The organism is Bradyrhizobium sp. USDA 4532, assembly GCF_024171315.1.
GTDB classification, from domain to species: Bacteria; Pseudomonadota; Alphaproteobacteria; order Rhizobiales; family Xanthobacteraceae; genus Bradyrhizobium; species Bradyrhizobium australafricanum.
In genome coordinates this window covers 7,487,194-7,507,751 of the sequence record NZ_JALJZN010000001.1, presented here as the reverse complement: position 1 = coordinate 7,507,751, position 20,558 = coordinate 7,487,194, and the positions used below count along the sequence as shown (strand labels likewise).

The window sequence follows — 20,558 nt, the reverse complement described above, 5'->3', positions numbered from 1 at the left end:
GGGCGGCCCGGTCCTAGGGCGGCGTCGACGCGACCGCGGCCGGCGGCAACTTTGTCGCTTTCGCAGTGGCAACACCGACGCTGAGCTGGCCGGTCTTGCGCCAAAGCAGCAACCCTGCTCCGCCGCCGATCGTACAGATCGCAAGCAGCACGATTTCACCGCGCCCCAATCCACCAGAGATCAGTGCGTAGGGCAGCATGCCCAGACCCATCCAGAAGAGCTTTTGCCACTGGTAGGAGTCGTACCTCTTGCCAAGATTGCGACGCTTGAACCACAGATCTTTCGCTTCGCGCGAAAACGGAAGGACACGTCGGCACACGGCCGGCACAAGGCGAAGCGTGAGCAGCAAGGCAAGAAACATCGTCAACGCGACCACGATACGATCGTCGCCGCCGGACAGCAGTCGGAACACCGGCAGAATGCAAAGGCCGAGGCCGATCCTCAGGAATGCCCCGGCGGGCCACGTGTCCAAGTTAATCAGGAAGCGCTCAACGGAGGTCATGGGCGTGATCCAGGATCAGGAGTTGACTTGCAGTCGTACAATGCCGAAGTCGCGTAGCAAGGACCACGCGAGTTGCAGTGGCCGCGTGACCCTGAAGACCCCGACCACGACGGCCAGGTAGGCCGTCACACAGATCACGCTCGCGACGGGAATTCGCAGCAACCGCGGCAATTCCTGCAGGAATGCGCCCTGTATCGAGAAGGCGATCGCTACCGCGACCAGCGCAGCAATGGTCTGCGGCGCTGTCGCGCGCAGGACGTCCCCGATTGTGATCCCGACAGGCCTGCCGGCATAGACGAGCGCAGGAACGAACAGCACAAACATGGTGACCGTGTAGGCGATCGTCACTCCGACCACGCCGAACGGCAGTCCGGCTGCAAGCGCAACCAATTGGCAGATTGCACTGAAGACGCCCCATCGCATCCACCGATCGGGACGCCCGACCGCGACATGCACCCAACCGAGAGTTCGCTCGATGCAGTCTGCAATGCCGCGAATGGCCAGGATGCAGAGCAAGGAGCCCGCGGGAGACCATTTTTCTCCGAGAAGCACGATCACGATGTCATGAGCACTCACGGCCAGGGCCGCGAAGGCAGGCCCCGAAAAGTAGCAAAGCAATGAAAGCGCGCCTTCCCAAGAGCGTTTCAATTCGGCCGCACTGTGCTGGAGCTTGCTCAGTCCCGAAACCGCGATGTTATGCAGCGGCTCACTGAGAATCGACAGCAGGTTGTTGTAGATCGTGAAGGCGTTCTGAAAATAGCCAAGCGGCCCCGCCCCGAGGAAATACCCCATCGCGATTCTGTCCGCCGAACGAGCGAAGTAATCCGTCATGGTGAAGCCGGTGACTCCCAGTCCGAACCGCAGCAGTTCCTTGACCATTGGCGTGAGCCTGGGCCTGCCTGGGATCCATCGACAGGCGGTCCAGGCTCCCACGACGGTCAAGGCCGATGTTATGATCGGCTTGGCGATCAGCGCCCAGTAGCTCCAGCCCGAAAGCGCCAGTCCAACGCTTGCAGCGCTTCCGATGATGTTCGCCGATATGTCGATCATCGCGATGCGGCGAAACTGCATTGCCCGACGCATCAGCGCATAGTGTTGCGTCGACAAGGCCATCATCAGGAAGGTCACCGATAATGCCAATGCCATGCCCGCGAGCGATGGCTCGCCGAAGGCACGCGCTATCCACCGACCGGACGCAGCCAGCACGACAGCCAGCACGACGCCGATCAGAACATTCAGCCAGAACAACGTGCTGACCTCGGCGCGTGAGATGCTGCTCCGCTGGGCGGAGGCCTCGCTCATCCCGAGATCGACGAAAAGGGGCGCGAAGCCGATCAGGGCCAGCATCATGGCCACCAACCCGAAATCGTGCGGTCCGAGCAGTCGCGCCAGCACGATCGTCGAGGCCAATTGAACGAAGATATTCAGTCCACGCGCAGCAATGAACGCCACCCCGCTGTGCAGCGACCTGCGGCCAAGGCCAGAATATGGCTTGTTGTCCGCAAAATACTGATCGGTACGTTCGTTCCGATGCACGCGTCGTTCCTGCTCAATTCGCCGGATTCTGGCTTTGAGGTACCCGCTCAAGCCAGATTTCTCGCCAATAGGGATAGATGGCGCGCGGGCAGAAGCGGCGGCAGATCGCATAGCGCGCCTCACACACGACATCCTTCAGGATGATCGCGTCCGTCTTGAAACGGACCATCTTGCACGAACCTTCGTCGATGATCTGCTTTTGACGCCTCTCGACCTCGTACTCGCGTTCCGTGAACGGCACCATCTCCGGATCAAAATACAGGCCGCGGTTGCGGTAATTGCAGTCCAGTGTCTCGAGGATGTCCTTGTACGGCTTGACGCGCACGACGTCGCCCACCTGCAGATCAAGCCGGGACTGCGGGGCCTTGCTACCCTCTGGCACACCGAAGGGCCTGATCGGATAAGGCACGCCACCTCTCATGCGCTGGAACGTGTCGTAGATCCAGCGCATCGCGGTGCCGATGCCCAGCCCCGCTTCGGTGACCGTACGCCAGACCGAGAACGTCAACCCGGCGACGAGGTCCTGCAACCGAACGTTAGCCGAAGTGTAGTCCTCGACATACTGACGCGGATCCCACCACTTCAGGGGTTGCGTGGCGAATTTGACCTGTGTGTTCTGGCAAACGTAGGTCGGCTCGGTTTCGCCCACCTTCGGCGGATGCTTGATCGTGCTCCACAGCGTATCCTCGCTGCAGCCGCCTGACCTGAACGGCTTGTCAGCGCCATCTGGCGACGGCGTTTTCTCGCCCGCCGGCTTCAACCAGGCGTCCTTCCAGAATATCAGACAGGCCGCCTCACAGCCGTCATGAGCCGCGCCGTTGCAGCGAATGTTCTCGAGATGGACCGTGTTCAGCATCTTGCGCCCGCCGATACCGAGCGCGGGATCGCAGGTCTTGTGCGCTCGCTTGCCGACGCGAAGCCTCTTGCCGCAATACTTCAGCATCTCGGGCATGAAGGGCATTTCCTCCAGGCGGCCGTTGGCATCCAGCGTCGCGAGGATCTCCTCCTTGCTTCTGACCTCCACCAGGTCACCAGCGCGAAAGATGCTTGAAAATAGCGTGCTCATATCGTGCGCCTTGAGATACACCCTGCAATCAGAAATTCACCGGCTGCGTGACATCCGCGCAACCATCGTCAGATCAGTGTCAACTTTCGTCCAAAAAATGCCTCGGCGAAGCGTTCCGTAGCCCTGCACTCCATGCCCCGAATCCGTGCGAGGCCGCGAAAGGTGTCCGCATCGAACCACTGCTTGGATCGCTGCGTCCCGAAATGCTTGAGCAGGAGTTCAATCTTACGATCGAGCGCCGCCGCCGACACCGGCATGTAAACGTTGGGTTGACCGAAGTCCCCATCCCACTTCGGGATCTCATATTCCAGAATCTGATGATCACGAAACGTGTTCCAGGTCAGGCGGCAGACCTGGCGATGGTCCTGATGAGCATCATCCCTGCGATGCGTCAGAATGACGTCGGGCTCGGCCCGCCGCTTCAGCGATTCAAACCATTCCTTGATGGCTTCTCCCCTTTCCGGGAAAAATCCGTCGGGAAATGACAGCACCTCGACATTCGCGGATGCCGCCTCGCACAAGAAGTCAGCTGCCGACGCTCTCGCCTCAGCCTCCCGTATGGCGCCACCGCTTAGAACGCACCAATGCACGTCCAGCTTGATACCCCGCTCGATCAGATCCAGCAGCGTCGCTCCCGCGCCGATTTCGATATCATCCGAATGGGCGCCAAGGCACAGGATCGACAGACGGTCTCCGGGCCTGGCAAGCTGCAATGCTCTCATTCCGGTTATGCCGCGCTGGCGACCGACGAGTGATTCAGCCGCCACGGCGTGTCGCCGCGCTCCACCATGTCCTCCAACACTTGTCTATCGCGCAGGGTATCCATGGCGCGCCAAAAACCCTCATAGCGATAGGCCATGAGATGACCGCCCTCGATCAAACGGTTGAACGGTTCCTGGACGAGTTCTTCTCCCTCCTTGATGTAGTCGAAGATTTCGTTGCGGAAGATGAAGTAGCCGCCGTTGATCCAGATCTCGGACTCCTGGCTGGAGCGAATCCGCTGCACCGACCCCTCGGCGTCAAACTCGGCAAGGTGGAAGCTGATCGGTGGATGGATCGCCACGAAGCAGCCGATCTTTCCGCTTTCCTTGAACTTCTGGATCATGTCCGGCAGCGGCGCATCGGTCAGCCCGTCGCTGTAGTTCGCAAGGAAAATCTCCTCGTCCTGGACGAGATGGCGGACGGCCAGCAAGCGCTGCCCGATGTTGCGCCATGTCCCCGTATCCACCAGCGAAACCCGCCAGTCCGGCTGATGTTCGCCGATCAACTCGACCTTTTTGCCGTACTCTGAAATCACGCAGTCGCTGTTCGCAGTCGCGCGATAATTCAGGAAGTAATCCTTGATCACGTTCGCCTTGTAGCCAAGGCACAAGATGAAATCATTGTGATTGTACTGGCTGTAGTACTGCATCACATGCCAGAGGATCGGCTGATGGCCGATCGGGACCATCGGCTTTGGTATACTCTCCGAATACTCGCGGATCCGCGTACCGAGACCGCCGCAAAAAAGGACAACCTTCATGGCGCAACCTCACGCGGATCAATGATTTCGACGTTAGGAATCGGAACGATGAACTTGCAGCCCCAGTCCGCGACATGCCGCATTTGCGCGACGATTTCCCTCTTCAAATTCCAGGGCAGGATGAACAGGTAGTCGGGACGAGCCTCGTCAATGGCTTCGACTGGGAGGATCGGAATGTGCATTCCCGGCGTATAGCGGCCGTGCTTGTAGGGGTTGCGGTCCACGGTGAAGTCGAGAAAGTCGGTTCCGATGCCGCAGTAGTTAAGCAGCGTGTTGCCCTTGCCGGGAGCGCCATAGCCGCAGATCCGCGCCCCCTTGTTCTTGCTCTCAATCAAGAACGACAGCAATTCGCGCTTGGTGCGATGAACACGCGATGTAAATTGCTCGTACTGACCTATGTCTTCCAGGCCGATCCGACGCTCATGGGCCAGCAGCGCGGTCACCGCGGCCGAGACGGCGTGGATCGCGTCGGCGCGGCAGAGATAGACGCGAAGCGAGCCGCCATGCGTTGGGATCTGCTCGACATCGAAAACCTTCAGATCATGCCGCCGCGCCAGACGGTCGATCGTGACCAACGAGAAATAGGAGAAATGCTCGTGGTAGATGGTATCGAACTGATTTTCGTCGATGAGCCGCTCAAGATGCGGGAATTCGAGCGTAATCACGCCTTGCGGCGCGAGCAGGCACGCCATTCCGGCGGTGAAATCGTTTAGATCCGGAACCTGTGCCAGCACGTTGTTGCCGATAATCAGATCGGCCCGCTTGCCATCCGACACCAGCTTCCGCGCAAGCTCCAGGCCGAAGAACTCGACCATTGTCGGGACGTTTTTCTGCCTAGCTACTTCGGCCACGTTGGCCGCCGGCTCGATTCCCGTGACCGGCACTCCGAGCGGCAGGAAGTGCTGCAACAGGTAGCCGTCGTTGCTCGCGATCTCGTAGACGCGGCTCTCGGCACCAAGGCTCAGCCTGGCCTTGATCATCTCACAGTAGCGCCGCGCATGTTCCACCCACGACGTCGAGTAAGACGAGAAGTAGGCATACTCGGTGAAGATATGCTCCGGTTTGACGTATTCCTGGAGTTGCACCAGGAAGCAGACCCCGCAAACCACGGTGTGCAGCGGATAGTACGGCTCCATGGCGTCGGTCTGGTCGGCTGTGAGAAAACTTTCGCAGAGGGGCGACATTCCCAGGTCGACAAACGTCGATTTCAACGTCGCACCGCACAGACGGCAGTTACCGTGAGAGGATTTCGACCGAATCGATTTGAATCTCGAGTGAGCGTTCATTGGGCCGTACCATGAATATAGGATTGCCGAATATGAGATTGCCGGCGCTTAAATCGGGCTCGATAGATTGAATTTTATCGTATGAAAGCGAACAATATGAAGCGATATCGAACAACAAGGTAAACCACGCAGTTGCTGAAAATTTTAGTAAAATTGTATAGAACTTGTCGTCGACAATTGGCCTCTCGGTCGGGAGTGGATACGTCCCATGCGCTTTGAAGCAACAGGACTTGACGGAGCGTGGCTCGTCAAAATCGAGCCTGCACACGATGAGCGCGGCTTTTTTGCGCGCACGTTCTGCGAAGACGAGTTTCGCGCATACGGGCTCGTGACCAGATTTCCCCAGCACAGCATCTCGAGCTCCTCGCGCAAGGCGACATTGCGCGGAATGCACTTTCAGAATGAGCCGCACGCCGAGGTTAAGCTCGTGCGCTGCTTGAACGGATCGATTTGGGACGTCATCATCGATCTGCGTGCGAACTCGCCTACCTTTCGTCAATGGCGCGGCTTCGAGCTTTCAGCGGAGAACGGTTCGCAGCTCTACATCCCCAAGGGGTTCGCGCACGGCTTTCAAACCTTGAGCGACAACGTTCAGGTCAATTACCTGATTTCGGAGTTCTACGAGCCTTCGGCTGCTAACGGCCTCCGATACGACGACCCGATGTTCGGCATCAGCTGGCCGCTGGCCGTAAGCACGATCTCCGATAAGGACCTGAACTGGCCGCTTCGAGGTGCGTGAGCGCCTACCGAACAGGCGCGAGGAGCCCGTGGCGCTCGAGCACCTTTGCTGTCTTCAGAATGACCGGGAACGGCAGGTCGGCACGCCTGGCGATATCAAGCAGAGAATGATGTCCGTCGGACAGATTTAGAATCCACAGCATCGCCATGTTGGCTGCAGCGGCGTCCTTGTCGCCGCCGATCGCACCATAGAGTCCGCGTCTGCCCAGCTGCGGTTCGCCTTTCGGCGACGTGTTGTAGTAGCTGCGGTTGCCTTCGAGCAGGTCGATGACTTCGGAAATGATGCGGAAGGATTCCCCGAGGTGCTCCGGCCGAATGAAGCTCAGGTCGTCGGCCGAGGTATGATACTGAGGGATGGCACCGAAACGGCTGCGCTGAAACAATCCCACCGGCAGGTTGAACCCGGGCGAGCAGTATTGCCGCTCATCATAGCCGTAGGGCGAAAACGCCAAAATCGTCGGCGTCAGTTTGGAATGCTGCAGCGTGTGTAACATTGCACGGTCGATTTCGGCATCGCCCTGCCTGCTCTTCTTGTATGTCGGACCGGCGCCGTCTCCGACCATTGATACCACGAGGCCGTGCTTGATATGAGACACACGATGCTCATTGCGGGCGAGCCAGGTGATCGCGCCAATCGTTCCCGGCGCAAAGAGAAACCGATAGCTGTATCGCGTTCGCATCTGGGAGATGCGGCTTGCGAGCTCCGCAAGCAGGGCCAGACCGGAACAATTGTCATTGGCAAGCGAGGGATGGCAAACATGCGCCGACAGAAGCACCTCGTCGTCTGACTCTCCCCGGTGAAAATACTCACCATAGGTCAAATGCCCGTCGGCGAGGGTCGAGTCGATCACGACCTCGTAGCTATCGTCCCGCAGTTGCTCCAGCTGTCGGTGGGCCATGCAGAAAGCCCAGTTTTCCTGGTAGTAAGACGTTCGGTAGGGGACCAGGTCCGGCTGATCGGGCAATGTGAAGATGTGGGACTTAAGCTCGTCCAACAACATGGTGCGGCGCACCGGCACGCTGTAGCTCATGACGTGCAGGTTCGATTCGTTGAAATCTACGACCTTCCGGCCCCGCGGGTCCTTGATGTACGCGTCCCGGATGTTCCACTCACGTGGCACGACCCAGTCGAGAACGGGTGTACCGGTCGGCACCTCGTGGACATCAAGGGAGATGTGCGCACCGATCTCCCGAAGGGTCTGCCGCACACCGTTACCGGTAATGCTGCGGCAGATCGGGTAGATCTTTTGGGCAAGCGCAAAGATCTTTGCGCCTGAACTCGTGCCATCGTCTGCCGCCGACACGCCGTCCTCCTGGTGTGTCAAATCGATCGGCGCGTGTATTAGTTCGCGGCGAGAGCCGATTGCCCGACGCTCTGCCTCGACTTTACATGGCGGAGATCCGCATCGAGCACGCCGTCCGCCAGCAACTTGTTGACGTGGCTGATGCGCTGATACCGGGGACCTTCGAACTCTTCGAGCGTGATGCCCGAGACCCGGTAGGCCTTATAGAGCTGCTCCGCGCCCATCTTCGCATCCCATTGCGGCTTGAACTCCGGCAGCCTGGTTCGAATCTTTTCGAAGCTCACGCGATAGGACCGCGTGTCGGGACCGGCGCCATCGGCAAATTCGATCTGACAACCGGGGACAACATCGGCGACGATCTTCGCGAGATCGCGGATCTGGTAGTTGTGCGCCGTCTGGCCGACGTTGAAAGCTTCATTGAACACCGCCGCCTCGGGAGCCTCCATCGCCGCGATAAAGGCGCGGGAGATGTCCTCGATGTGAACGATGGGCCGCCAGGGCGTGCCGTCCGACTTCAAGAGGATCTTCCGCGTTGTCACCGCCCAGGCAACGAGATTGTTCAGCACGACATCGAATCGGAGCCGGGGAGATACGCCGTAAGCCGTTGCGGGTCGCAGGTAGACCGGGCAAAATCCGTCACCGGCGAGGCTGGCAATATCGCGCTCCGACTGCACCTTGGATTCGCCATAAGCAGTCACCGGGTTGAGGGCTCCGGTTTCGTCGATCATCCCGTCGCCCGCCTTGCCGTAGTTGCTGCAGGAGGACGCAAACACGAACCGTCGCACACCGGCTTGCTTGGCCAGCTGCGCGAGGCGCACGCTGGCTACATGATTGATCTGGTCGGTAAGGCCAGGTCTCAGATTGCCGAGCGGATCGTTAGACAGCGCGGCAAGATGCAGGACCGCATCAAAAGCCTTCAGGTCCGCAAGTTCGATGTCTCGCGTGTCCTTGCAAAGGGCCGGCACATCCACGATCGACCCGCCCTCTGCAAATGTGCAGCGAGAGTACAGATCGCTGTCGAGGCCCACGACTTCGTGCCCGGCACGCCGTAGCATCGGGGTGAGCACTGTTCCGATGTAGCCGAGATGTCCGCTCACGAGAACGCGCATCTAAACGCCTCCAAATTTATTCTGTTTCTATCTCGCCTACTTATTTCAAAATCGCCCGCTGATGCACGTGTTTGTAAAACCTTAGTTAATGGCGCGCCTGAAATTGCGGGAACGATCCGCTCAGGACGACGGAAAATGGTTGAGCCGTACCCCATGATCGTTGACGTCGCCGGTAGCGGCGCCAGGCGAGAGACGCCGCAGCAGCGCTTGGGGAACTCTGCGTAGTTGCCGGTGAAGCCGGTAACGTGTGGTGGAGCGGCTGACGTCGAAGCGATTGGCCAGTTCTCCGCCGAACGCCACAACGAATTTGTATCGCGCCTCGTTTTCGATTCCGCCATCGAAATCGAAATGAAGGCCCCGCTCGTGCGCCAGCTCGATGCCACTCCAGAGGAGCAGACTTACTGCGCCTGGATGCGCAATGCTCCTGTCCCGCGATGACAGGAAATAGTGCACGAACTTGTGGTCCCAGACGAAGAAGACCTGGGCGTGGACGTTGTTGTTCGAGTCCACCGCCGCGAGGATCTTGCATTGCTGTCGCTCGTTCGCGGCGGCATAGACAGCTTCCAATCGCGAGAGGTCGAAATACGACTTCGCGCCCTCCAGGTTGGCCTGGTAATACTTCACGAAGTATTTTGGGGACGTGACTTCGCGAATGGCGAGCCGTTCCCGCGCGCGTCGTATCACGTTCTTCGTCTTGTCGCGCAATCCCGACCAGAGCTCGTCTCGGGGGATCGTGCATTTCAGCATGAAAGTCGGATGCGCGCGCACCTCGTAGCCGCACGCGAGGAACGCGGCCACATCGCTGAACCCGGTATCGAGCGTCATCTCGACGTGATCGAAATCCGCGACCTGCTTGAGCAGGTCAGTGATGACCGCATGCGCCAACCGCATGCGCGCTTCCGTCTTGCCGGACTGCAGCGTGACCGTCGGCCCGAGAAAACGCGTGATCTGAGGCATCTCACAAATGTTCATCCCGCTTTCAGTACGCGTGACGAACCGCAGAGAACCCACGACGCGCCCGCCACGCGAACAAGTGACTTCGCGCCAGCCACCGGGAGCCAGCGCATCCAGCCACCAATCCTCGTGAAAGACCGATTTGCGCATCAAATTCCTCTTCCGGAGACTAACCGGATAGCGAATCGGCAATCTGATTAAACCAAAACGTGCAGAAATGCCCAAGGTCCGCGCGGATCAGAAGGCCTTAGCTTCTATTGTAGTTAATTAACGACGTCTGCAGCATTTAAATCGGGCGCTCGCCTAGTTAGCCTCCGAGCTCGGCGTCGGTCAGGTGACGCATTGACGCAATACCGCGCCTGTTCAAAACATATTTAATCATTGCCCGCGAGGCGTATGCTCACTGCGAACTTTTGCGTGCCGATCCATCCAAATTCGGTTGCACGAACGGCGTGCCGGCGTCATAGCGCGCTTTGGCCGGAAGCACATGAAGCTTCGTTATCCCGACCGGGTCCACCCAAGGCCACTCGTATCCGCGCCCGGCATCGAAGAACGGGGGGCGGCTTGTGAGGTACATGGAAGCAGGCAAGGCCTGATCCTCGCTTCCGGAATCCCAGTGCGTTTTGTTGGTGAGGTAATCAAAATTGCCATATCGAATCGTGGACGTCGCAACCTTTGCGTCCGTCGGATATGGCTTCACGGCGTCCCAGCCGAGCATCCAGACGCCGGGCTTTGCGTCGGTAAAACAAGTTTCATACGACCAGCCGTCCATCTGACCGGGAACCCCGAGCACGTTTCCTATGAAAGACATCCAGTAGGAATACGCCATCAGACCGGCGGCGCGACGCGGCCCATTGCGGAGCTGCGACACGTCATCGATCGTCCCGCCAGCCTGATTGTCGAACGCTGCCCGGACGCCGCGCAGATAGTTGCGGAAAAACGTGTGATAGATGCTGTTGCCGTGAGTGTCGTCGCTGTCGGCGTTCTGAGCATAGTTGCCCTCGAACAAGACGTGATGGGCGCCCACCATGTGGCTGGCGTTGAGCCCGGTCTCGATCCAGGCTCCATTGGTATTGATGTAGCCCATGTCCATGTAGTTGTAACCGACCACCGAACCAGCCCCGGCGGAACGCGCCACCACCAGCTTGTTGGCCCTCACGGCAATTCCATTCTCGATCAGAGCTTCCGACGATCCGGCGGAAAGGCTAATGGCATATCCGCCTCCGCCGGGTTGAGCCCAGGCCGCGTCGTGCACGTAGAACTCGCGCAGTTCGACCCGGAAGGAGCTGTGAATTGCAAAGCCTTCGCCGTGCCAAACCGAATTGTCGACATTCTTCGCCCACGAAGAAGCAGCCCAATTGAAGCGAAGATTGCCCGCGTCGCCCCCCTTGAGCGCCAGATCTTCGATGCCCGCGTGCTTCACATGCGGCTGCGCGAACCGTGACAGTTGAGCTGCGTTTGCCTTCCGATAGCTGATGTGAATTGGGGTCGTGAAGGTGATCCTGGAACCGGAGACGGTGCTGATCTCCTTGATCTCGGCGACGGGCCGATCAGGTCTTCCGAACCACGATCCGGCGCTTTGCGGCGTCGATGGAAACCCATCGGGTGCAAAGTCGTCGACAAACTGAATTGCAGGTTTGTGCTTTTGCCAGACAACCCTGAAATCTTCCGACGCCCAGATCTGCCCTCGCCCCTGCGGGTCGACACGCCAATCAGCGGCCGACGCCTCGTCGAGCAGTACGATCTGTCCAGGCACAAAGCCCGCAGCGTCGTCGACCTCGACCGTTCTTTCGCCCTTTATTGCATCATTCCGAAGGTTCGCCGACCGCACGGCATTGACCGTATCGCTCGTGCTGGAGAAAAGCGACGGTCCCACCACGACCAGCGGAGACGGCCGGGCACCGACCGCGTCATTGAAAGGTTTCGCGCCATCCTGCTTTTCTAGCATCGTCCGGCCCGGACCGGAGCCGCGCAGGGTAATTGCCTTGTTGAGCAGCAGGAAATTGCCGCCATTGATCAGAAACCGTCCCGCGGACAGTTGCACGACCTGCCCTACCGGACATGCGTTGATTGCGCCCTGGATTACCGCAGCGTCATCGAGTGTGCCGCCACGAGGCGACAGCGTCGCGCAGATGGTTTTTCGAGAGGGTATACCACCCTCGGCCATCAGGCCGGGTTGCCAGGTGGTCGCGCGATCTGAAGGCAGTATTTCCATCGAATCGAGAGCAAATGCGGACGAATGGCTTGAGCATGCAACGAAGATCATCGTTGCAGCCAAGCGCTGCCAAGGCCGTCGCAGGGCCGTTCGCAGCGTCCGGTGACCAGGGTTGCGCCGCGTCGCGATGACCTTCCGGTTGAACATGCATCCTCTGACTTGCAGCGCCGAACCGACCGGCTTCGCGCCTGCTAGCGTGACCTCACGACGTTGACGGCAGTGGACGGCGGCCTGAACCGCGATCCGTGGGTGCGCCGCATTGCTGGACGCCTGGCTATCCGCAAGCTGGCCGCGGGACGCGCCTGCCCCCAATATCTGGCAGCTTCAACCGCGGCTATAACGAACACGACCCACAGCATTTCGAAGCCGCGCATCCATGTGCTCTCGAGACCGTTGGTAATGGCAACGTAGAGAACGATCGACAGCAGGATCCATGCCCGCGAAAGATCAAAACGCGCCAGGCGACCAATGCCGTGTATCGTCGCAAGGATGAACGCGACAAGCAGGAAAAATCCCGCATAGCCAAGTTCGAGCAACGTGTCTTCATACCCATTGTGGGCGTTGGGCATCTCCTTGACCCAGCCCGGCGCTTCCACGATGCTCGGCGCGTCGGGTCCAACCAGCCAGAACGACTGATAACCCCAGCCCAGCAGCGGCTTCTTTGCGATTTGCATATTTGCAAAATCCCAAATGATGGTACGGCCTGTGAAAGTCGAATCGCCGTACAGCATGTACGATACGCGATTCATGCTGAAGCCGGTGACGAACGAAAAAACCATCCAGCAAATCGGTATCGATACGACAATCACCCACACCGGAACGCGGATAGCCCTGGAAAGCTTGAGCAAGGCCCAGGCGAACGCAGGGACAAGCACCGCAAGAGCAAGCGCCGTCTTTGAATTGCTCAGCAGCAGCAGCGCAACAGACATCAGCGCGGTAACGATGCCGAGAATCCGTCGCCGTCCGGGATGAAGCAGTTCATGGAGCGCAAGCAGGAATGCAACGGCAGCGCATTCGCCTAGATAGTTCTTGCCCGAGAAATAGCCGGGGTAGCCCCACGTGGCGAACTTCACGTCGATCGGCGGCCTGCCCATGACGAACAGCATGTTGAGCACGGCAGCGATAAAGAAGCACCAGAACAAGCCGCGCAGCAGGTCGGTCGATCGAGTTGCAACGATCGCCGGGAGCGCGATCGAGGCAATGATCATGGCCTGCTGCGCAAACCTGATCCCCGAAGCCTCCGGCTTGAATGCCCAGGCAACGCTCGCCCCCGCCAGCGCAAGATAGGCAAACAGTATGATCAGGATCGGCGGAAAGCGGAGTCGCGACCGATTGCGCAGCGCAACGACGAGCGCGACTGCGGACAGGATCGGCCAAAAGATTTTGCTCTCTGGTCGAGCTTCCAAAAGACAAGCCGAGTCCGTCGGACTACAGGTCACGAGGATCAGGGGAAAAGCAATCGTGGCGTAGACACAAGCCAGCAGCGGGATGATTGCGTATCTATCGATTACCCGATCGGACGGGGCCGCCAAGCCTGGTCGCTGAGAACGCAATACGGCTTCGTGCATGCTCGGTGCCCGTCAACTCCAGTCGCCAAGGCAGCACGCTGATCGTTACTCGCCCGCCTTGCCCGATCGTGGGGCCACGCAGCGATACGATCAGCCTCTCAATGGCGCTGGCGCCAACACGTACTCAGACACGGCTCCGAACACCAACGATAAGTCAATCTTTCCTGAATTTTTATAGTGAACGCTTCGTTAACGCTTGTCCCCTAGCGTGGCGCACAGGGCGGGCTGTTTCGCCTGGTCGATTGATATTCCGGGAAATTCTGGATGCCGCGTAAGCACATGTTTACTCGCGCAAATTTCTTCCGAGCCTGTGTCCGGCGGTGCGGCGGTCGATGCCGGACGGCGACGACCGCAAGCGGCGCGCAAGCAAGCGCGAAGAAGAGACCGGCGTTTACCAAGACTCCGTTCGATAATCTTCGTTAACCAGGGTCCAATGTTGTGCCGAGAAGTGCAGGCAAGAGTAGTCAACGAACGCTGCGCCTGACCACTTGCGAAGTGACGCCGGCGCATTCGGCTGGCAATTCCTCGCGTCTCAGTGGTAGCCGCCTATTGGGCGCCCTGGCCATCACAGCGACAATCGCGCTCGCTGGCTGCTCGACCATGCCGACCTCGGGACCGGCAAGCTCCTATGTCCGCGCGGGGCAGACCGACCCTGAAAGCGTGCACTATGCTCTGGTGCGCCTGACGGCTGACACCGAGAGGGTCCTGGTGCGCAACTCCAGGCGGATCGACCGTGTTTTCACGGATCGCCGCGGCCCTCCCGAGATTCGTTTTGGCATCGGCGACACGGTCAGCGTGACGCTGTTTGAATCGATGGCCGGTGGCCTGTTTACTCCGACCGAAGCCGGCACACGTCAGGGAAATTACGTCACGTTGCCCAATCAGGCCGTGAACTACAAAGGCAACATCACGGTTCCGTATGGTGGCTCGATCCGCGCTGCGGGCCGGACGCCGGAGGAAGTCCAGAATGCGATCGTGAAGTCCCTGCAGGACCGTGCGATCGAACCACAGGCAGTGGTTGCGCTGGTGGATCAGAAGGCAACGTCCATCAGCGTATTGGGCGAGGTCGGAACGCCTGCACGCTTGCCCGCAAGCGCCAGCGGCGAGCGGCTGCTCGACATCATCACACGCGCGGGCGGCCCCAAGAATCCCGGCTTCGATACCTGGGTGACCCTCGAACGCGACGGCCGGCAGGGTACCGCACCGTTCGGATCGCTGCTCAGCCAACCGGCAAACAACATCTTCGTTCGCCCCCAAGATACGGTCTACGTATTCACGCAGCCGCAAACCTTCCTCGCGATGGGCGCTTCCGGGCAACAGGGGCAGTTCTCGTTTGGAGCCTGGCGCCTGACACTGGCCGAGGCCATGGCGAAAGCGGGCGGCCTCAAGGATGATCACGCCGACCCTGGGTCCGTGTTTATTTACCGCGGGGAGCCACGCGAAGTTGCCAAGCAGCTCGGCGTCGACTGCACTCGCTATAGCGGACCCCTTGTCCCCGTTATCTATATTCTCGATTTGAGAGATCCCGGCGGCTACTTCATCGCGACAGAATTCGAGATGCGGAATAAAGATGTCATCTTCGCGTCCAACGCAAATTCTGTCGAAGCGACAAAGTTCATGACTTACCTGCGGATGATCATCGGCACAGTGAGCGATCCAATCGTCGCCGGGATCGATGCCTACACGCTGAAGGGACTCGCCAACGGCAGCATCTCTGGCGCGACAACCATCGTTACGTCGTCCCGATGACGACAATTGGCCTGGCGGAATCGGCTCGCGCGGCAGGTATGCTGCCGGCAACCGAATCCGCCGAGGCAACAGTCCGCGACCGGTGGCCCCGCCTTCACGGACACATTCCTGCGCTCGACGGCGTGCGGGGACTTGCCATCGCAATGGTGATGCTGCTGCACTTCGTCGGCAATACGTTGCCGACCAACGCTGTCGAGAAGATCGTCGTCGGAATCACCAACTACGGCTCCTATGGCGTCGAGTTGTTCTTCGTCCTGTCCGGCTTTCTCATCACCGGAATCCTCTATGATTCACGGGAGGAGCCGAACTTCTTCCGCAATTTCTATATACGGCGAGTGCTGCGCATTTTTCCGCTCTATTATGGCGTGCTCGCAATTGTCTTCTTCGTCGCTCCGCTTGTGAGCCCGCTGCGTGGTCCGACCCTCGACTATCTGATAGACCGTCAGGCTTGGGCCTGGCTGTACGGAGTCAACGTCTACATCGCATGGAACGGTGACTGGTCATTCTCATATCTGGAGCATCTCTGGTCGCTTTGCATCGAAGAACATTTCTATTTCTTCTGGCCGCTCGTCGTATATCTGGTCGCGAAGCAACCGAGAAAGTTGATTGCGGTCAGCCTCGGCCTATCGGTCGCTGCGATGCTCGCTCGCCTGGGCGGCTCCTTGGCCGGACTTAGCTGGTGGACAACCTACGTGTTGACACCGTTTCGCCTGGACGGTCTGGCCCTTGGCGCCTTCCTCGCCGTGGTGGTCCGACAACCGGGCGGATTTCAGCGACTTGTTGGCGCCCTTCCATACGTTGCGACCACTGCATTTGGCTTGCTGTCCCTGACTTTCATCTGGACGCGCCTAGTGACCGACCAAGGTAACGCTTTCGTCCTTCCGGTTCGGTCTTCCATCATCACCGTGCTGTTGGCTTGTCTCCTCATCTGCGCGCTTGTTGCGCCAAAGCGTTCCTTGGTATCGCGCCTTTTCTGCAGCCGACCGCTGATGTTTCTCGGGACCTATAGCTACGGCCTGTACGTCTACCATCACTTTATATCGTACTATCTCGTGACTCACCGAACCGAACTGGCACTCGGCGAATGGCTCGGCTCTCACAGCGCAGCCGTGGCAATACAGGCGACAGCGGGAGCACTCGTCTCGCTGCTGATCGCTTATCTGAGCTATGAATTCGTCGAAAAGCGTTTCCTGGACCTGAAGCGGTTCTTCAACGCTCGGCGCGCCGTTGCTGCTGGCGAAGCGTTGGCGCCTTCCCATCCGTACCGCAACTGATGGCGAGCCTCGTACGGTAAAAGCCCTCGAGAGCGCGAGCTGCTGAACTCCAGGCATACTTGCTTTCGGCCAAATGCCTCGCGGAACGTCCGAGATCCGCAGCGCGATCAGCATAGCCCAGTAAGCCGCTGACACGGGCGGCAAAGCTCTCGACATCGTCCGCGATCATGATGTCACGATCCGGCACGGCCTCGATCCCCTCGGCGCCCAGGGTTGTCGAGACGATTGCCTTGCCCATCGCCATAGCCTCGACAATCTTGAGCCGTGTCCCGCCTCCCAATCGCAGAGGGACGACGACGACCGCCGCCTCGGCAAGATGCGGCCTCAGATCCGGCACGAAGCCGGTGAACTCGATTCGCGGACCCGCCAGCGCCAACAAGGCGGAGGGCGGCGACCCGCCAATGATCTTGCAACGCGCATCCGGATGGCTGGCCGCGATGCGCGGCCATATATCATTGATGAAGTGGATGACACCGTCGACATTCGGTGCATATGACAAAAGGCCAAAGAACACGACAGTGCGCCCGTCGGGCTTCGGATCGTCGGCACGCGGGCGATAGAACTCGATATCCGCGGCATTGGGAATGACAGTAGTCCTGGCTTCCGGCACTTCTTCAAGCAGCCGTCGTTCGTCAGCAGCGCTGCACAGATAGACGCCATCCGCGTCACGATAGGTCCCGAGCTCCTCCTTCCGAAGCTTGCGCCAATTGACTTCGGAATAAAGGCGACGAAACAAGCTGTCGCCGCTTTGGGCGTACTGTCGGGCAAGGTCGTAGTCGATATTGTGAGAATCCACGACCAATACCGGAAGCTTCTCTCCTGCCGGCGCCTTGCGCAGTTCGTAGTGACCAAGGAACGTGAACTCGAGATTAACCACGTCGAAGCGCGTCGACCCAAGCAAGTCATCCAGCGTCTGACGCACGACGTCTGCCGTGATTCGCAAACGCTCGAAGCTGAGGGGCGATACCAGGGAGCGGAGTTGAAGCAGGCGCTTCGGCATCCCATCGCGACCGAACGGGTTACGCACGAGTACCACCTTGCGGCAGTAGGCCTGCATGGCAGTTCGGCATTCCTCGATGTCGTGCTCGTCATCCACGAGCATGACTGCCGTCAGGTCATGGCGCTGAGCCAATTCCGTCATCAAACCGTGCATACGTGCCTGCGCGCCGATCCGCGGCGGGCTCGCAGGCATTTGTGACACGAAGAGAATATTTAGGCGGTCTGAGTGCATCGATCCAAACCTGCCTGCCGACGTCGACAGGTACTGAGATGCTCGCTGAGGCCCACATTCACATAGCTCGGCTTACTCAATGCTTAAGCCGAAGCCTTGCGTTAATAGTTGCCTCGTTCCTCTTAACGAAACAATGATAGAAAGGCGGCGTGTCCATTTATCCGCTTGGATTTTCGACGTAAAAGCATTGCCGAAGCAGTCTTGGTAGGTTCTCCGCAACGTTACCTCGTGCGGGCCAGCTCAAGCTCAAGCCGCGAAGGCGACGATTGAATGTGCGGTATCTCGGGTATCATCGGCCGGCTTGACGAAAACAACCGGGCCGCGCTCGCTCGGATGAGCAAGGCCATGATCCATCGCGGGCCGGACGGCCATGGCTCGTGGGCTTCGACGCCGGATGCCCGCGGCTGGGGTGTCATGCTCGATCACCGCCGCCTCTCGATCCTCGATCTGTCATCCGCCGGCGCCCAACCGATGGTGGACGATACAACCGGGCACGTGATTTCGTTCAACGGCGAAATCTACAACTATGTCGCCCTGCGCAAACGCCTCGAGAGCGAAGGGCAGTCTTTTCGGTCCAGCGGCGACACCGCCGTCATGCTGCGGGCACTCGGGCTGCATGGCCTGGAGGCAGTCGGATGGCTGCGCGGCATGTTCGCATTCGCAAGCTGGGATCCGCAACAGCGACGACTTCTGCTTGCGCGCGACCAGCTCGGCATCAAGCCGCTCTATATCGCGCAGTCCAGCAATCCGAACACGACGTGGTCGCTGATATTTGCATCCGAATTGCGTGCATTGCTGGCCTCAGGCTTGCTCGGAACGCCGCGTCTTGATCCGCAGGCGGTTGCGAGCAACGTATGGAACGGGTTTGTTGTAGGCCCCTGCACCGCCGTTCAGGGTGTTGAACTTCTTGCGCCGGGTTACTACGCCGAGTTTGACGGGACAGGCCGCAAAATAAGCGAGCACGATTTCTGGCGCATTCCCGGAGAGGCGCCAAAACCGACAATGGACGAAGCGGCGCTTGCCTCGATCCTCGACGAAGGGATGAAGCTTCACCTCGCCAGTGATGTGCCGCTCGCGGTTTTCCTGTCGGGCGGCATCGATTCCTCCGCGATGGCAAATCTCGCGCAACTGACCGCTGACGCCCCGGTTCATACTTTCACGCTCGCGTTCGAGGACCAGCAGTTCAACGAAGCGCCGTTCGCAAGGCAGACCGCTGCGGCAATCGGCACTCAGCATCATGAAGTAGTGTTGTCCGAGCAGCGGTTCGTCGACAGTCTGGACGACGCCCTCGATAGTCTCGACCAGCCAACCTTCGATGGACTGAACGCCTATTTCATCTCCCGGGCCATTCGCGAAGCAGGCTTTACCGTCGCGCTGTCAGGAACCGGGGGTGACGAGCTGTTCGGCGGGTATCCGACGTACCGCGATCTTCCGATCTTGCAGCAGTGGTGTCATCGGGGCCGCGCATTTCCCAGAAAATGGCAAGCCAAGGCTGCAGCTTTGTTGACTTGGCCCCTGCGACGATCCTCGCATCCCGTGCCGCCTCAAACGCGCTGGGCGAAGCTTCCGGATATGGTCGATCGTAGCGAGGATCTTTTGGCGTTATACCAGATGGCCTACGCGCTCTTCCTGCCTGGATTTCAGGGTGAATTGCTTGCACCGGATTTCGCGGGCTCGCTCATGGAAGGCCTTCCCGACGCGATGCGCCGGCGGCTGACGGCCGAAACGGCCGGCCGCACCCCTGTTTCCGCTATTAGCGTGATGGAACAACGTCTCTTTTTGGGTGAACGCCTCCTGCGCGACAATGATGCAGCAAGCATGGCCAGCTCGCTCGAGCAGCGCGTTCCGCTGGTCGACCACGTATTGTTTGAAAGCGTCGACGCCCTGTCGGACCAAGCGCGATATCACCCCTTGGGGCGCAAAGATATGCTTCGGCGGATCGGATTGCGCGGTCTCGATCCTGCGCTCTTCGAGCGCCCAAAGACTGGCTTCGTCATGCCCTTTGACCGGTGGATTCGCCGCGGATTGAAGGACGCCATGGATCGAACCATGCGCGATCCGCAGGCGATCGCGCCTACCGGCCTGAATCCCGACGCGGTTGAGCGACTTTGGCGAGCCTTTCTGGACGGAGCGCCCGGCATGTACTGGTCGCGGGTTTGGTCCATCTACACGTTTGTCCGTTGGTGCCATCGCAACGGCGTTTACGCATGAACAGCGAGTGCCTTCACCGGCTGTATCGCCGCTCACTCTGACCATTCGTCCAATCGATAACGTCGAACTCGAGCCCTCGCTTCAACATCTCCGCCTCAAGATCGCGGGCATGCCGCTTCCATTCGGCCGTCGATCGGACTCGGAATTTGGGATCTTTGCCGCTTGCCTCGAATTCATCATCGGCCTCGAGCGCGCCGCGGATAGCTTCGTATATCATCCTCAGACTTGGATCGGTGATGGCACTGCAGGCCATTGGTTTCAGTGTCTCGATCTCGTCGAAGTTTTTGCTCATG

17 protein-coding genes are annotated in these 20,558 nt (G+C 59.4%); 4 read left to right on the top strand and 13 right to left on the bottom strand.

Translation table 11 applies throughout. From position 1 onward, the window contains the following. Positions 1–13: 13 nt before the first annotated feature. From J2R76_RS34675 to J2R76_RS34650, 6 genes are all read right to left on the bottom strand, one after another. A complete protein-coding gene (locus J2R76_RS34675) occupies positions 14–502 on the bottom strand; it encodes a hypothetical protein (RefSeq protein WP_253589182.1) in 489 nt (162 codons plus the stop codon). Between the two features lie 15 nt (positions 503–517). Beyond that, a complete protein-coding gene (locus tag J2R76_RS34670) occupies positions 518–2,089 on the bottom strand; it encodes a lipopolysaccharide biosynthesis protein (RefSeq protein ID WP_253625497.1) in 1,572 nt (523 codons plus the stop codon). Further along, positions 2,052–3,104 (bottom strand): hypothetical protein, encoded by a 1,053-nt coding sequence (locus J2R76_RS34665; RefSeq protein WP_253589180.1) that lies wholly within the window; start codon positions 3,102–3,104, stop codon positions 2,052–2,054. Before J2R76_RS34665 ends, J2R76_RS34670 begins: the two co-directional genes overlap by 38 nt. Before the next feature lie 68 nt (positions 3,105–3,172). After that, positions 3,173–3,826 (bottom strand): PIG-L deacetylase family protein, encoded by a 654-nt coding sequence (locus J2R76_RS34660; protein WP_253625496.1) that lies wholly within the window; start codon positions 3,824–3,826, stop codon positions 3,173–3,175. A 5-nt stretch (positions 3,827–3,831) separates the two neighbouring features. After that, positions 3,832–4,626: a glucose-1-phosphate cytidylyltransferase gene (locus J2R76_RS34655; RefSeq protein ID WP_057017398.1), complete on the bottom strand. Its 795-nt coding sequence runs from the start codon at positions 4,624–4,626 to the stop codon at positions 3,832–3,834. Beyond that, on the bottom strand, positions 4,623–5,912 hold the full coding sequence (locus J2R76_RS34650) for a class I SAM-dependent methyltransferase (RefSeq protein WP_076826909.1): 1,290 nt from the start codon (positions 5,910–5,912) through the stop codon (positions 4,623–4,625). The genes J2R76_RS34655 and J2R76_RS34650 overlap by 4 nt, the downstream gene beginning before the upstream one ends. 208 nt (positions 5,913–6,120) lie before the next feature. On the opposite strand from J2R76_RS34650, the gene rfbC reads away from it, so the two are divergent. Beyond that, complete coding sequence (rfbC, locus tag J2R76_RS34645) at positions 6,121–6,651, top strand: dTDP-4-dehydrorhamnose 3,5-epimerase (protein WP_076826907.1); 531 nt, start codon at positions 6,121–6,123, stop codon at positions 6,649–6,651. Between the two features lie 4 nt (positions 6,652–6,655). On the opposite strand, the gene J2R76_RS34640 is transcribed toward rfbC, so the two are convergent. From J2R76_RS34640 to J2R76_RS34620, 5 genes are all read right to left on the bottom strand, one after another. Continuing rightward, positions 6,656–7,975: a DUF4910 domain-containing protein gene (locus tag J2R76_RS34640; RefSeq protein ID WP_076826905.1), complete on the bottom strand. Its 1,320-nt coding sequence runs from the start codon at positions 7,973–7,975 to the stop codon at positions 6,656–6,658. A 17-nt stretch (positions 7,976–7,992) separates the two neighbouring features. Next, complete coding sequence (locus J2R76_RS34635; RefSeq protein WP_076826903.1) at positions 7,993–9,063, bottom strand: NAD(P)-dependent oxidoreductase; 1,071 nt, start codon at positions 9,061–9,063, stop codon at positions 7,993–7,995. Between the two features lie 120 nt (positions 9,064–9,183). Beyond that, the gene (locus J2R76_RS34630; protein WP_244558774.1) at positions 9,184–10,167 is read right to left on the bottom strand and encodes a GNAT family N-acetyltransferase; all 984 of its coding nucleotides are present in this window, start codon (positions 10,165–10,167) and stop codon (positions 9,184–9,186) included. A 250-nt stretch (positions 10,168–10,417) separates the two neighbouring features. After that, complete coding sequence (locus J2R76_RS34625) at positions 10,418–12,379, bottom strand: hypothetical protein (RefSeq protein WP_244558773.1); 1,962 nt, start codon at positions 12,377–12,379, stop codon at positions 10,418–10,420. Positions 12,380–12,423: 44 nt separating this feature from the next. Next, a complete protein-coding gene (locus J2R76_RS34620; protein WP_244558772.1) occupies positions 12,424–13,800 on the bottom strand; it encodes an O-antigen ligase in 1,377 nt (458 codons plus the stop codon). Positions 13,801–14,400: 600 nt separating this feature from the next. Between J2R76_RS34620 and J2R76_RS34615 the strand changes: the two genes are divergently transcribed. Both J2R76_RS34615 and J2R76_RS34610 read left to right on the top strand, forming a co-directional pair. After that, complete coding sequence (locus J2R76_RS34615; protein ID WP_307720388.1) at positions 14,401–15,549, top strand: polysaccharide biosynthesis/export family protein; 1,149 nt, start codon at positions 14,401–14,403, stop codon at positions 15,547–15,549. Continuing rightward, positions 15,546–16,823, top strand: a complete 1,278-nt coding sequence (locus J2R76_RS34610) for an acyltransferase (RefSeq protein WP_253589176.1) — start codon at positions 15,546–15,548, stop codon at positions 16,821–16,823. The genes J2R76_RS34615 and J2R76_RS34610 overlap by 4 nt, the downstream gene beginning before the upstream one ends. Here the strand turns inward: J2R76_RS34610 and J2R76_RS34605 are convergent. Next, positions 16,759–18,054, bottom strand: coding sequence for a glycosyltransferase family 4 protein (locus tag J2R76_RS34605; RefSeq protein WP_253589175.1), 1,296 nt, complete (start codon positions 18,052–18,054; stop codon positions 16,759–16,761). The genes J2R76_RS34610 and J2R76_RS34605 overlap by 65 nt on opposite strands. A 270-nt stretch (positions 18,055–18,324) precedes the next feature. Here J2R76_RS34605 and asnB point away from each other — a divergent pair, with 270 nt between their 5' ends. After that, positions 18,325–20,265 (top strand): asparagine synthase (glutamine-hydrolyzing), encoded by a 1,941-nt coding sequence (gene asnB / locus J2R76_RS34600; RefSeq protein ID WP_253625495.1) that lies wholly within the window; start codon positions 18,325–18,327, stop codon positions 20,263–20,265. A 13-nt stretch (positions 20,266–20,278) separates the two neighbouring features. Here asnB and J2R76_RS34595 read toward each other — a convergent pair whose 3' ends face one another. Then, on the bottom strand, positions 20,279–20,557 hold the full coding sequence (locus J2R76_RS34595) for a hypothetical protein (RefSeq protein ID WP_057017387.1): 279 nt from the start codon (positions 20,555–20,557) through the stop codon (positions 20,279–20,281). Between the last annotated feature and the right edge of the window lies 1 nt (position 20,558).